Source organism: Paenibacillus sp. 2003 (assembly GCF_031455635.1).
GTDB lineage: Bacteria > Bacillota > Bacilli > Paenibacillales > Paenibacillaceae > Paenibacillus > Paenibacillus amylolyticus_B.
Map to the genome: position 1 here is coordinate 1 of NZ_JAVDTB010000017.1, position 14,232 is coordinate 14,232.

The 14,232-nt window shown below is 44.3% G+C and carries 15 protein-coding genes; 4 read left to right on the plus strand and 11 right to left on the minus strand.

The genetic code is table 11. The features are described 5' to 3' along the window. Nucleotides 1-532: 532 nt before the first annotated feature. From rocF to J2X75_RS29925, 4 genes are all read right to left on the minus strand, one after another. Entirely contained in the window at nt 533-1,495 is a 963-nt protein-coding gene (gene rocF / locus J2X75_RS29910) for an arginase (protein WP_307540549.1), read from the minus strand. Beyond that, the gene (locus J2X75_RS29915; protein WP_310343238.1) at nt 1,485-2,705 is read right to left on the minus strand and encodes an ornithine--oxo-acid transaminase; all 1,221 of its coding nucleotides are present in this window, start codon (nt 2,703-2,705) and stop codon (nt 1,485-1,487) included. Before J2X75_RS29915 ends, rocF begins: the two co-directional genes overlap by 11 nt. Nucleotides 2,706-2,847: 142 nt before the next feature. After that, nucleotides 2,848-3,504, minus strand: a complete 657-nt coding sequence (locus J2X75_RS29920; protein WP_310343241.1) for an amino acid ABC transporter permease — start codon at nt 3,502-3,504, stop codon at nt 2,848-2,850. Nucleotides 3,505-3,527: 23 nt separating this feature from the next. After that, the gene (locus tag J2X75_RS29925) at nt 3,528-4,349 is read right to left on the minus strand and encodes a transporter substrate-binding domain-containing protein (protein ID WP_310343244.1); all 822 of its coding nucleotides are present in this window, start codon (nt 4,347-4,349) and stop codon (nt 3,528-3,530) included. Between the two features lie 321 nt (nt 4,350-4,670). Here J2X75_RS29925 and J2X75_RS29930 point away from each other — a divergent pair, with 321 nt between their 5' ends. Beyond that, complete coding sequence (locus J2X75_RS29930; protein WP_310343247.1) at nt 4,671-5,315, plus strand: GntR family transcriptional regulator; 645 nt, start codon at nt 4,671-4,673, stop codon at nt 5,313-5,315. A gap of 57 nt (nt 5,316-5,372) precedes the next feature. Here J2X75_RS29930 and J2X75_RS29935 read toward each other — a convergent pair whose 3' ends face one another. Then, nucleotides 5,373-6,107, minus strand: coding sequence for a class I SAM-dependent methyltransferase (locus tag J2X75_RS29935; protein WP_310343250.1), 735 nt, complete (start codon nt 6,105-6,107; stop codon nt 5,373-5,375). A gap of 165 nt (nt 6,108-6,272) precedes the next feature. Between J2X75_RS29935 and J2X75_RS29940 the strand changes: the two genes are divergently transcribed. Next, on the plus strand, nt 6,273-6,620 hold the full coding sequence (locus tag J2X75_RS29940; protein WP_124118878.1) for a hypothetical protein: 348 nt from the start codon (nt 6,273-6,275) through the stop codon (nt 6,618-6,620). A 242-nt stretch (nt 6,621-6,862) separates the two neighbouring features. Here J2X75_RS29940 and J2X75_RS29945 read toward each other — a convergent pair whose 3' ends face one another. The 4 genes from J2X75_RS29945 to J2X75_RS29960 form a co-directional block, all read right to left on the minus strand. Next, nucleotides 6,863-7,090: a cold-shock protein gene (locus J2X75_RS29945; protein WP_017691121.1), complete on the minus strand. Its 228-nt coding sequence runs from the start codon at nt 7,088-7,090 to the stop codon at nt 6,863-6,865. A 188-nt stretch (nt 7,091-7,278) separates the two neighbouring features. Continuing rightward, entirely contained in the window at nt 7,279-7,479 is a 201-nt protein-coding gene (locus J2X75_RS29950) for a cold-shock protein (RefSeq protein WP_024633772.1), read from the minus strand. Between the two features lie 395 nt (nt 7,480-7,874). Next, nucleotides 7,875-8,111 (minus strand): DUF6953 family protein, encoded by a 237-nt coding sequence (locus J2X75_RS29955; protein WP_036607962.1) that lies wholly within the window; start codon nt 8,109-8,111, stop codon nt 7,875-7,877. Between the two features lie 150 nt (nt 8,112-8,261). Then, nucleotides 8,262-9,050, minus strand: coding sequence for a CPBP family intramembrane glutamic endopeptidase (locus tag J2X75_RS29960; protein ID WP_310343260.1), 789 nt, complete (start codon nt 9,048-9,050; stop codon nt 8,262-8,264). Nucleotides 9,051-9,355: 305 nt separating this feature from the next. Between J2X75_RS29960 and J2X75_RS29965 the strand changes: the two genes are divergently transcribed. Continuing rightward, entirely contained in the window at nt 9,356-10,027 is a 672-nt protein-coding gene (locus J2X75_RS29965; RefSeq protein WP_310343262.1) for a phosphatase PAP2 family protein, read from the plus strand. Between the two features lie 133 nt (nt 10,028-10,160). Here the strand turns inward: J2X75_RS29965 and J2X75_RS29970 are convergent, their stop codons facing one another. Next, nucleotides 10,161-10,940, minus strand: coding sequence for a helix-turn-helix transcriptional regulator (locus tag J2X75_RS29970; protein WP_310343264.1), 780 nt, complete (start codon nt 10,938-10,940; stop codon nt 10,161-10,163). A 112-nt stretch (nt 10,941-11,052) separates the two neighbouring features. Between J2X75_RS29970 and pyk the strand changes: the two genes are divergently transcribed. Then, on the plus strand, nt 11,053-12,468 hold the full coding sequence (gene pyk / locus J2X75_RS29975) for a pyruvate kinase (RefSeq protein ID WP_310343268.1): 1,416 nt from the start codon (nt 11,053-11,055) through the stop codon (nt 12,466-12,468). Between the two features lie 142 nt (nt 12,469-12,610). Here pyk and J2X75_RS29980 read toward each other — a convergent pair whose 3' ends face one another. Next, nucleotides 12,611-14,140 (minus strand): methyl-accepting chemotaxis protein, encoded by a 1,530-nt coding sequence (locus tag J2X75_RS29980; protein WP_310343270.1) that lies wholly within the window; start codon nt 14,138-14,140, stop codon nt 12,611-12,613. Nucleotides 14,141-14,232 lie beyond the last annotated feature (92 nt).

Consider the following 14,232-nt stretch of genomic DNA (forward strand, 5'->3'; position numbering starts at 1 on the left):
CTTGTTTCAAACTTTCGCGTTCATTCTGCAAGCAGAATGTTTACTCACTCGTTGTTCAGTTTTCAAAGATCAAACTTGTTTTGTTACCGAATGTCTTTCTCTTCAGCAACTCTTATATAATATCATGTCCTAACCAACTTTGCAAGCTCTTTTTTTAAGTTTCTTTCGAAGCTTATTTGATTTGCTTGCCGCACCGTGTAAACCGTGTTTTCTTGGCCGGACTTAGAATATATCATGTACAGATTTCAATTGCAAGTCTTTTTTTAAAAATGATAATCAACCTACATCATCAGCACAATATGTAATCTGACGCTCCTGTACTATAGAAATAACTCTCAGCATCCTCATTACGGCGCCTCTAATACACTTATCCATTAAACATAACCAGGGAAGCCACTTCCACTGCGAATGCAGTGAACAATTTCTTGTGACTAGCCCTAGTTTTCGGAAATCTCAGTTTTCTTTCCTTCTATATAAATAAGAGAGTCATTCCTTGAGCGCAGCTTACACATTCCGATTCACTTCTCAGTGCTTACAATATGCGCTTACCGAGCAAAGAAGCGATCAGTTCCACACCAAGCCTTGCCGTATGTCTATTGTGATCAAGCAATGGGTTCACCTCAACCAGTTCCATGGACGTAACTTGATTCGTGGAAGCAAGTAGCTCTAATGCGTAATGTGCCTCTCGGTAATTCAAACCACCCGGTACAGGTGTGCCTACCCCCGGAGCTTCACGCGGATCCAGACAGTCCATGTCAAAACTGACATGAATACCATCCGTTCCATCACCAGCTATAGCTATTGCTTGCTCAATAACTTGCTGTATACCCATCCGGTCAATATCATGCATCGTAAATGCTTGGATGCCCAGTCCCTTAATCTGTTCCTTCTCATACTCATCCAGATCACGCAGACCAATATAGACCAAATTGGATGGATCTATAAATGCGCCTGCCCCAGCAATGTGAGACAGATTATATGCAGTATGACCCAAAGAAGCAGCCACACTCATCCCATGCATGTTACCGGACAAGCTTCGTTCTTCCGTATTCAAGTCTGCGTGCGCATCAAACCAGATCACCCCCAGATTAGAATAATGCGCAGTTAATCCGGCGAAAGTACCTATCGCTACACTATGATCTCCTCCAAGCACAAGCGGAAAGGCCCCCTCCTCTACCGCAACAGATACTTCATTAAACACATTCTCGCTGACCTGCCGTACTTCGTTTAAATATTTCACCCGATTCCGCTCAGCAGGGACAGATGGTTCAGTTGGACACTCTACCCGCACTTCTTTGGAAAGCACTAGTCCCAGGCTCGCGATCTCCCGCTTCAGTCCAGCTGTAATTAATTCATCGGGCCCCAACTCTGCACCGCCTCTCGCTCCACCGAGTCCGAAAGGAACCTTAATGATGGCAACATTGCGCCGCACAGAAGTATGACTTGTATTAGTAGAAGTATCTTGTGTGCCATCAAGGACATCATCATTTTTCATGTAGGTCAGCTCCTTCATCGGTTGTCAAAACCAGCTCAATCCTCTCCAATGCCCAGTCAATCTCGGACTCTTTAATCGTTAGTGGTGGAGCAAACCGAATGGTTGTCTCATGGGTTTCTTTGCACAGCAGTCCAGCAGACATCAAACGTTCGCAATAAGGACGTGCTGATCCATACAACTCAACCCCAATAAATAAACCTCTACCCCGAATATCCTTTATAGCCGAACTGCGAATATCACGAAGTCTTTTCATAAAATAGTTGCCCAGATGCTCCGATTGCTCGGCGAGCTTCTCATCTTCAAGGACTTTCAGAGCTGCTACAGCCACGGCGCAGGCGAGTGGATTCCCGCCAAACGTAGAACCATGAGACCCGGGTTCAAACAAATCCATTATCTCCGCATTAGCAGCAATAGCCGAGATGGGCATGACTCCTCCTCCCAGCGCCTTGCCCATAATCCAGATATCTGGTTCAGCACCTTCCCAGTCAGAGGCAAAACGGCGACCTGTTCTTCCAAAACCGGTCTGGATCTCATCAGATACGGTTAGCACCTGCTGTTGTTTGCACAATGCAAAAGCTTCAGCCAGATATCCATCGGGCGGGATAACAATTCCTGCCTCACCTTGAATGGGCTCTACAAGAAAGCCTGCTGTATTCGGTGTAATGGCTTGCTTCAGTGCTTCAATGTCTCCATAGGGAATAATTCGGAATCCAGGTGTGAACGGTCCAAAATCTTTTTTATACTCCGCCGAAGAAGAGAAAGACGTGACCGTCAGAGTTCTTCCATGAAAGTTACCAGAGCATACGATAATCTCGGCTTGATTTTCCGGTACACCTTTGCAACGATAAGCCCATCTACGTACCGCTTTTACCGCAGTCTCCACCGCTTCCGCTCCTGTATTCATGGCGAGAATCTTCGATTTCCCCGTGAATTGTGAGAGTTTTTGATAAAAAAGAGAAGCGGAGCTGCTGTGGAATGCCCGTGATGTCAGCGTAACCTGATCTGCCTGATCCTTGAGCGCCTGTATGATCACAGGATGTCTGTGACCATGATTCAATGCAGAGTAAGCACTTAACATATCCATATAACGGCGGCCTTCAGGGTCTTCTACCCATACTCCTTCCGCCTGTTCAATAACAATAGGGAGTGGATGATAATTAGGTGCAGCATAGCGCTCCGACCAATCAATTAACATTTTGGAATCTGACATACACGCCCAACACCTTTCCAAAATATTGTATACAAAATACAATATCAATGTATGCGATACCACCCCCATTTACGACTACATCCCACTATTTCCACAGCAGCCTACTCCCAGCTCTCCTTCGAATCGAACCCTTTATCCATAGTTATCGAGAAGTAGACAGTTTACGTTCTAACCAGGATAGCACGTTGGCCAGTGTAAATGTGATTATAAAGTAGAGTCCGGCGGCAACAAGCAGCGGAGCAAGTGGCTGGAATGTAACCCCCTGAACTGTTCTGGCCGTGTATATAATCTCGGCTATGCCGATCATGGAAACTAGCGAAGAATCTTTAATGATAATAATGAATTCATTGCCGATCGCCGGGAGCATGTTACGACAAGCCTGTGGCAGTATAATGTAGCGAAGTGTCATACCATGTGTCATACCAAGGGAGCGCGAAGCCTCGGTCTGTCCTTTATCAATCGCCTGAATCCCGGCCCTGAACACCTCCGCCATATAAGCGGAGCTATTCATCGTCAGAGCTACCACCCCCGACATAAATGCCGGCAAGTTCACACCTACAACCGTCAGACCATAATGAATAATAAGAATCTGTACGAGCATTGGTGTTCCTCGAATGAGTTCAATATACGCCGATGCCACCAATTTAATTGGCCATATTCGGGATAATCGCATTAATGCCATGATCACACCAAGTAACGTCCCAAACAGAACACCGAAGAAGGAAAGCTCAAGCGTAACCCATGCACTTCGTGCATAATCTTGCCAATGATCTAATAGAAAGGAAAAATCTAAATTCACGGCATATCCCTCACTCGTCCGGTTTATTCGCCGAGCATCTCATTCGCTTCAACGACGAACCGTTCAATATCTCCGTTCGTTTTGAGCTTTTCCAATGTAGCGTTGATCTGATCCAGCAGTTTCTGTCTACCCTTCTTCACCGCGATGGCCGAACCACCCTCGTCTTCAGCCTGTTCAATCTTCACACCTGCAACAACAAGCCCCTCTTGGTTCTTTACATACTGTTCAGCCACCGGCTTCTCCAGGATGAGTGCGTCTACACGCCCCGTCTGCAACTCCAGAATCAGTTCAGGTATTTTGGCCAGAGAAGTGAGCTTTGCTCCCTCTATTTCCTGAGCAATCCCTTCCTGAATGGAACTCTTTTGTACACCAACCTGCTTGCCTGATAGATCATTCACAGACTTTAATGCCGTACCTTCCCCATCTCTAACAAGTACAGCCTGCTCTGCATAATAGTAGATATCCGTAAAATCAACATTCTTCTTTCGTTCTTCGGTAGGGGTTAAGCCTGATATTACAAAATCAACCTTATCTGTACCGAGAGCCATAAGAAGGCCATCAAAGTCCATGTCCTCAATCTTCAGCTCGGCTCCCAGATCAGCCGCAATTGCTTTCGCAATCTCGATGTCGAAACCTACAATGGTATCTTTACCATCGATTTTCTTATGAAATTCATAGGGTGCATAGTCCGCACTGGTTCCAAGTACAATTACTTCCTTTTCCGCAGAGCTACTGCCCGAAGACGAAGTAGCGTCTGATCCGGTGCCTGTCGTTTTTTCCTGCCCACATGCGGACATGAATACAACCACTAACAACAGCATCATTGGCAAAAGCACTTTTTTCACACATCATACCCCTATTCTTTTTTTGAATGAGTAACATAATGATTTGTATACAATATACATAAGACAATATATGGACATATATGTAAGTAATATTAACAAACAATCGGTTTATCACAATCATTATTTAAACATTTATACGCTTTAATTCCATAAAATATGCTATACATAACACAGCATTTACATCGGCTGAAACATGAAGTTTGCTTGCCCAACTCCCCCCTCGGTGTTAAGATGATAAAAACTTGAAACTCCTGAACGGCGCGTACAGTACGGCCTCACACCCATCTATTTATTCACTATACATAGAAAGGAGGATTCGGTATGGAGGTACCCAAATACCGGTCCTTGAAAGATCACGTATACGATTACATTGCCCAGAAGATTCAGGACGGGACGTTACTTCCCAACCAGAAGATCAACGAGGCCGAGATATGCAAAAAGCTGGATATCAGTCGCACGCCTACTCGGGAGGCCCTTTTCCAGCTGGCTTCAGACAATCTGCTGCAATACATCCCACGCAGGGGATTTATTGTCACTCCTTTTGATGCAGGCAAAAAACTGGAGTTTTCCCAAGCAATCGGTGTGCTGGAGGCACTTGCTGCCACACTTGCAGCAGACCATCTCAGACCATCTGAACTTTTGGAGATGGAAACTCTGGTTGTCCGAATGGACGAAGATATCAGTCAGCTTGATCTTGCTGCCTACAACAAGAACCAATATCATTTCCATAATCTGTACATTCAGCGATGCGGTAACGCCACAGTAATTGAGATGTTAAACACATTGAAGAACAGTTTCATCCGGCAGTCGTATGTTAGTGATAATAAGCCTAAGCTGTCTGAGGTACTGCTCGAAGTTAATGAAGAGCACCGGCAAATTTTAAGTGCTTTTCGAGCCAAAGATAAGAACCAACTGGAAGCCCTGCTCAAACACCACTGGCGGATTATCGATAACGATATGCTGTAGTACGTTCTGTCAGAACAAACAAAGGCAACCCACACGATTGTGTGAGTTGTCTTTTTCCTATCTTTCCTTTTTGACCTCCAACGGTGCCCTAGCCGCAAAAACAGCATATCCCAACTTTTTGCCGTATTTCGCGAGCAAACGATCATTGGTTTGACTCATTCGCTGCATACGTTCATCCTCAAACCAATTCATATCGATCTCGCGATGTGGATCATGATCAACGCCCCATTTTCCCATGGATCGCGAATGTTCCTTGACCTCTACCTTGGTGAAACCACAATGCTTGAGGCGTTTTCTCCATACTGTGGCCGTTACCAGAGTTCGTATACCGTAAAATTGCTTTAACCTGCGACACATCAATTCGGTCTTCTGGCCTGATAGAACCATCTCTCGATCCACTAAAAGTCCACCAGGCTTCAACACCCTTCTATACTCAGCAAGTGCACTCCGCCATGGGGTGAAGATCGTGACCGACTCCACGAATACCACGTCAAAATGGTTTTCCGGAAAAGGTAACGATGCTACATCAGCCTGAACAAATTGAACATCCACCTGTTCTCGTCTCGCTCTCCGAACTGCCTTATCCAGCATATTTCGATGAAGATCAATCGCCGTTACCCGATATCCACTTTTAGCCAAGTAACACGCAGTCCTTCCAGTACCGCACCCTATCTCAAGAATATGACTACCCAAAGGCAGAGATAAGCCATCCAGCAACTTCAGTGTTGCCAAAAATCCTCCAGGATGGGCACTTCCCTCCCCTAACCGAGCCAGCATGTCATGATAATCCACGCGATACCCCCTCCTCACTCCTCCCAGTGTATGGAGCAGATTCAAAAACGGCTCCTCCCCATTCGATTTTCCGGGTACTCGTCCATACCAATTGCTCTTCTTTTTACTATGATATACAAACCGTTGAATTCAAGCGGCAACCGCATCTAATGAGGAGGATTTTGCATGTACAGAATTAACCCGGTATGTGAAGAAACGGTTTCTCCGCACGTTGGACGTTCCGTTTGTCTCGTTATGAACGACGGTAAGCATATGTATGGTACGCTTAGTCAATGTCGTGATGGCAAAGTTTATTTGAACGGATGTTTCGAGGGACCACGGCTGTGTTCAGTCAAATCCAAACAGCAGCTGGTAAAAAGCAGCAAGAAAAACGCTGTTGCATCAAAGAAAGTTAAATCTTCGGCCTACGGTCCATATGGATATGGAGGATACGGTGGGGGTTACGGCTACGGAGCAGGAATCGATCTGGCTCTGGTAGCAACATTATTTCTGCTGCCATTCCTGTTCATCTAAACTCAATCTGGACGTGGTACAATTGTAGTCACAACAAAGACCCTTTTTGCTATAAGCAAAAAGGGTCTTTATCTTTTCATACGATTCTCGTCAATTAAAGTATACTTTCTGTAAAAAAAGATACAAAAAAAGGCATTCGCTAAAACGAATGCCGGGAACTTCATATTTAATACCCTTACCTTCGCACAGGGTGTCTGTTTGATCTTAAAAAAAAACACCTCGTTAGAGGCGGGTAAGCTATGTTAAATCCGATTTCCTTTAGGCATCGTTTTCAGATTACTATTCGAATTCTCAAGCAATGGTAGCATCCTAGTCGTGCTGACCATCTCAGAAGCACATATCGGACAAGTAGGTACGTTATCAAACGCAAAATTGTCCCGCATCCATCCTTTGCACGTATCACTCGTACATTCCCAGATTGCCGCATCAGCTTGTGGAATCTCTTCCAACGGTTTTTTGCGATTATACATGACTTCTACCCCCTTTGTTATGGAAAAACATCTAACCGACGTTATTTCACAGAAGCCTACACTTAGCGGAAGTTTTACGTACCACCGAACTTCTGTCTCGACAACTATTGGGTCGACTTTTATATAACTAATCAAAAAAAAGAAGCTGCCTTTACCATTATAACATGTTAAAGGCAGCTATGCTTTAATTACAGTTTTACAACTTCTTCTGCTTGAGGACCACGGTTTCCTTGTACAATTTTAAATTGCACGCGTTGACCTTCGTCCAGCGTTTTGAAGCCTTCGCCTGTAATAGCGCTGAAGTGTACGAATACATCTTCTCCGCCTTCAACTTCGATGAAACCGAAGCCTTTATCAGCGTTGAACCATTTTACTGTTCCGTTTTGCATGTGAATTACACCTCCAAATAAAGATTAACATGTTCCTTTGTTCTTTGCAGCAAGCAAATAAAAATTCACACATTGAAAAAGGTACCAGTCATAAACCTATAAGTGATCGCCCTTTACAATATATGAATTAGGTTTTCCACTCTCTACAACTTGTTTTTATTATAACTCCATTTCAGCCAAAAAGCAAATCTTTGTATTTTCTTTTCAAACAGCTTTGGAAATACATGTTATTACCACGCGTGGGGCCAGGGTTTATCACGCTTATGTGCCTGGTCGCTTGTGTACGGTCTTATGAAAGGATATGCAGATCTAATCCATCTTATACATTTTTTATATAATATTCTGACATGCATATCCAACACAACCAATAAATCATCTTACTCCAGTATAACACACTATGTCCATGCCCACATAAATGCATCCCGATCCCAGGCGATCTGCCCACGATGAAGCTTTCGGAAAGCCTTCTTCACTTCCTTGGACAATGATGTATTGCCGTTCTCGTTCACAAAAACAAACTCTTCACCAAAATGGGTCTTCACATATTCTATGGCAGCTTCCTGATGAAGTGTTCCTGTGAATTTAATCTCCTGTACCATCCATTCTGCTACACCTTGTGCTGTCTTCTCCACTATATCACCTACTGTCTAAACCTAATGTACGGATAGGCAGACCTCGTATCATGAACATATCTGTCTTCCCGCCAGACTGAAGTATACCATGATCCAACTGCTGACGGGAAACTGTATGATAACTACTTTCAAGCAATACCCGCAATCCCCTTAATGAACAACCGTATTCGCTTGCTCACTCCCTTTGGATGGTATAGACGAATTTGTTCGAATGCTCCACACTAACCATGCACAGTAAGCAATCAGTACTGCCAGTATAAACAGATCATAAGGCAGTGTACCTGTGTCCTCCAGGTCATTCCCTAAAAATTGAATCAGATTATGTATGAAATGAAACAATATAAGCGGTACGATATTTCCGTTCTTCAGCATCAATAGCGCCAGTACAACTCCCAGGAGCAGCGCATAGATCAATTGCATGATCGTATCCGTCATATCCTGACCAGACAATGCGTTCAGCAGATGTGTAATCGAAAACAATATGCTGGAGGTCACCACTGCGGCCACTGCACTTTTTTGAAGCAATGTTTTGAAAATAAGTCCACGATAGATCGTTTCCTCTACAAAAGCTACGAGCAAGGTAAAAAAGATGAAAAAGGCTACCCGTGACAAGCTCAACTCCCCAAATCCTTTCAGGGCAAGTGTACCCAGTACAAGGAGTAGTGGAATATAATACTTTGCATGGCCAGCCGGGATACTTCGCAAAGATCGAAATCCGGTCTCTCCCCACTTGCGCCTTAACGTCAGATAGATCATCAGAACAATGGCGATGGGTGTAAAGGAAATGAGTACGGGGGAAGTGTAGTCCAATTGTTTTATCGTCGCAATGGCTCCTGCAGCAAATACGGCTAACAAGAGAAGCAGCTCAATAATCACAACGGTGAGCACAGGTTTGCGCTCAGAAAAGGAATGTTTTGGCTTGGATTGCGGATTAATCATACATTTTCCTACCTCGTTTCATTTATGTTTTCCGTTGTCATAAGAACTTATATGCCAATATAGTTGTATCACATCATCCGTATATTGAATATGCCTAATATGGATAAAACTATAAAAGTAACAAAAAAGAGACTTATCCTGACTGCTTTTCACCTAAAATCAGGTATGGCTTATACCTTTATCTGTCCATTATAGTATTACCAGAGTTTAAAGCTGCAGGGGTGTGGCGACTCTCCAACGTCATATATCTATGAAGTATCAATTAACGATAGTTTCGCAATGCATAATGAAATCAGGGGGATACTATGAAAGCATTCTTTCAGCGCTGGGGGCATTTACTCGCTATTCTGTGCATACCGCTCCAAGGCTCCATTTACGTATTTCTAGGCAGCAACACGGGAAGTGATGTATTCTACAATTATGCTTGGATTGATACACAGATTCCTTTTCTCAAAGAATTTATTTATCCGTACATTAGCTGGATGCCCATTCTGTATCTTGGATTTCTCTATTTGGGTTTGACGAACAAGTCGCTATTCTGGCGTACGTTGATTACCTATAATGTTGGTGTCATGGCTGCCAATGTCTGCTTTGCGGTGTTCCCTACCCATGTCCCACGCCCGGAGATCGGCGGAACTGATATGAGCAGCGTGTTAGTACAGTTTATCTATACCAATGATGCGCCCTTCAACTGTTTCCCAAGTGTTCATGTTCTGACCAGCTACTTGCTGTTTATTGTGATCAACAGACACTTGAACTTTAAACCTTTGGCACGGATCTCTTGGTCAGTGTGGCTGTGGTTGATTATTGCTTCGACGGTGTTTGTCAAACAGCATTCCTTGCTGGATATCGCCGGAGGCATTTTGTTTGCTGAGGCCGCGTATTGGACTGTACATGTCTTTGCTCTTCGTCTTGGGCAGGCACGTAAAAAAGGAAAGCAACCACTCACAGCTTCGAACCCAAGCAGTCATGTATAGCTGCATTTATATATGTAACAGGTGGGATGATGATCCTGCTATACAGCAAAAGAGGGCATAGGCCCTCTTTTTTTGTACTCATTTAATTAAACCTACTTATATAGAAGAACTTATTAGGGTTGGACTATGTGTTTCATACTATAGGCGGGCGTTCATGAAGAAGGTCAGACGGTGGACTTCCAGTTATACGTTTGAATATGCGGTAAAAATAAGACAGATCCCGGTAGCCGAGAAATTCGGCAATTTCCTGGATGGAGAGTTGTGACTCCGTGAGCAGGTATATGGCTCGTTTCATCCGTTGATCATGGACATACTGACTGATGGTCTGATTCGTCATGCTTTTGAATAATGCAGCAGCATAATTGGGGGTCTTATTAATCTCGTCCCCGAGTTCTTCCTTTGTCACTTTTTCCCGATAATGCCGCTCAATATACCGCTTCATCCGTTCAACATGATTATGCCTCTCCGGCGGAATGACTCCACGATCAAGCTCCCTGTTCATATAAATCAACACTTCCATCAATAAGGCTTGGCTCATCATGACATAATAAGACGGACGCTCCTGCCATTGTTGATAAATAGCGCTCATGCGTTGATGGATCAGTTCGTAACATCCAGGTTTATGCCGCAAAGCCTCATACCGTTCCAGTGCAGGCAGAGTTTCTGTATGGTTGCGTTGCAATTGAATTACAATCTGTGTGTGCGTTACTGTAGGAATACTCTTGCCGTAATATGGGACACCACCTGGAATGAGGAGCAATTCACCCTTTTCCATGATCTGTTTATCACCGTTCACCCAATATACACATTTTCCATAAGTAACCAAGCTAAGCCGCCAGGTTTCTTGAGATTGCACAGCTTCTTCGTACCAACCAACACCATTAATATGTCGTACTTCAAGTGGAGTGAACATAACACACCTCATTATCGGACTATACTCTAATCATTGTACTATAGTTCATACCCTGATTCGACAGAAAACGCTACAATACACATATAAGCTTAAATATGAGGAGGAAATTAGCATGTTAAAAACAAAAATTATTTGTACCATGGGACCTGCTTGTGACTCAATCGAATTGTTGAAAGTAATGATTCAGGAAGGTATGACTGTTGCTCGTCTGAACATGGCTCATGGCGAACTGGAAGATCACGTTACACGGATTAACAATATCCGCAAAGCAGCTTCCGAACTGAACACCTATGTACCGATCATGATGGACATCAAAGGGCCGGAAGTGCGTATTGGTAAACTGAAAGAAGCATCCTGCCATCTGCAAGCTGGTAAAGAGCTGATCCTGACTACCGAAGAAATTCTCGGTGACGCTGAGCGTATCTCGGTAAACTATCCAGAACTGAACCTCGTTGTGAAACCCGGCGATCGTATCCTCATCGATGATGGCCTTGTGGATCTGACTGTACTGTCTGTGGAAGGATCCGATATCCATTGTAAAATCATCAGTGGTGGTATTCTGAAACCACGCAAAGGGGTTAACTTGCCAGGAATCAAAACGACATTGCCGGGCGTAACCGAGCGTGACGTTATGCACATCGGATTCGGGGTCGAAAACGATATCGAAATTATCGCAGCCTCCTTTGTTCGTAAAGGCGATGACATCCGTGAAATCCGCAGCATTCTGAAAGAACGCGGTGTAGAACACGTACAGATCATCTCCAAAATCGAAAACCAGGAAGGTATGACGAACCTGGACGATATTATTGAAGCATCTGACGGCATCATGGTAGCTCGTGGAGACCTCGGGGTTGAAGTACCGATCGAAGACGTACCAATGATGCAAAAAGAAATGATCGACAAATGTAACCGCGCGGGTAAACCGGTTATCGTAGCTACACACATGCTGGAGTCCATGCAAGTGAACCCACGCCCTACCCGTTCCGAGGTAAGTGACGTGGCAAACGCTGTACTTCAAGGTGCTGACGTTGTGATGTTGTCTGGTGAATCAGCTGCTGGTAAATATCCGGTACAATCCGTGCGCACGATGGCTGCTGTTGCTCGTCGCGCCGAAACGATGATTGATTACAAAGAGCAATTCGCACAAAAATCGGCTCAACAGATCGCTGATATTACTGAAGTCATCAGTCAGGGCGCTGTAAGTTCTTCCCTCGTACTGAATGCAAAAGCAATCATCACTTCGACTGAGAGTGGATTCACAGCACGCATGATCTCCAAGTATCGTCCAAAAGCGCCAATCATCGCAGTTACACAACATGAAGAAGTATTGGCAAAAATCTGCCTGCTCTCCGGTGTTATTCCGGTTATGGGCGACAAAGTAACGACAACGGATGAAATGTTCGAATCGGCTACGCGTAACGCAATCAAAACAGGTTACATTGAAAAAGGTGACATCATTGTATTGTCCGCTGGTGTTCCAATCGGTCAATCCGGTAATACAAACCTGATCAAAGTTCAACAAGTTTAATTCAATAGCTGAAACTGAAAGCTATACATCTTAGCTTTATATGGGAATACAAAAATCCACCGAGAGCAGAAATGCATCCCGGTGGATTTTTTGTTGATGATGTGTGCCAATGATCGTGACGTTACAACAAGCGACTTCGAGATTATAGATTCCGCGAGTAATCAACCAGATCCTGTGACATGGTGTTGATCTCATCCATTGAAGCATTCACCTGTTGTGTCAGGGCAGCCTGATTTTGCGTTAACGTGGACATATTACCGATATGTTCAAGAATCTGATCAATCAATGTTTTCATCTTCTGCATGCTATCTTCGATATTTACTGTGGCCTCTGAACTGTGGTCAGCCAGTTTCCGAACTTCACCTGCAACGACGCCAAATCCCAGTCCCAGCTCTCCCGCTCGTGCAGCTTCAATTGCTGCATTCAACCCCAGCAGATTGGTCTGACTGGCAATCTCTCGAATAAATACGGTGATATTCTTCGTATCATCTGCACTACTCTTCACTTGAATCGCTGCATCGGCAGATAACTCCTGTGCAGTAACCAGATCCTGTGCCTGATCGGTGATCGAGTTAATTCCACGTACCATCTCGCCAATGGACTCCGACAATTGTTTTGTTTTCAGATTCATGGCTTCCACGATCTGTTCCTTATTCTTCTCATGGGTTACATCGCGAATGGTTCCAGCTACGCGGAGCGGTACTCCATCCTGATCCCTAATGGTCTCCCCACCCGCGTGATACCACCGATACTCCCCGTTTTTGCGTTGCAGACGATAATCCAGATCGTACGGCGTACGACCACTGTAATCGTTCATATGTCTGGCAAATTCGTTGATCGTCCGATCATGGTCTTCCGGATGAAGTCGGCTGCTCCAGCTGCTGAACACATTTGGGAAATCCTGCTCGTCCTTAAACCCTAATTCTCGGCGGAATTGAGGTGACCACCAAAATTCGTTGTTTGGATTAACCACATCTCCAGCCACAACCGTCATATCCCATGGTGCCTCCACCAAGGCACGGTTAACAAGATCATATCGGGTGACGAGTGCTTCCAGCTCATCGGACTTGCTCTTCTCCTCATGAATATCAAACTTGATGCCCAGAAGTTTGACTGGAACGCCAGCCTGATTTCGGATGACTTGTCCAAGGCATCGGAACCAGCGAATTTCTCCACTTTTGGTAATCATACGGCTGATGACGTTATAGGCAGTTGTTGCTCTTGTGTCATTCACATGTTTCATAATCTCCTGCACCAGTTGGGGTCTGTCATCCGGATATATCGATTTGGCCCAGCTTGCAAATGAATCGGGATAATCCTTGGCATTATGGAAGCCTAACATTTGGCGGAATTCATTCGAAAATGAAACGATATTATTGTTATCCAGTGGATCACCAGCAACAATCTCAGACTCCCATAATCCCACATTCATTGCCTGATTCAGCATTCTAAGACGCATTTCCACGGCTTCGTTTTGTGCTTTCATCATATGTACTGCTTTTTTGATATTATTAGCTATTTCATCGGTATCCTGAAACTCAATGCCATCTTCGATCCATGCGTCATAGTCGCCTTTTTCTGCGTTTGCTACCAGTTTACGACTATACTCCAGTAAATTCTGATGCGCATCTGTACGAAGGTGTTTGGTCGATTCAGTACGTTTACGAAACATGCTCATTTCTCCTCTTAGCTCATATGATATATATTTCGACATTATCAGACATTAAATGTAGAGCAATAGTTTTAATTTTGCATAAAAACAAG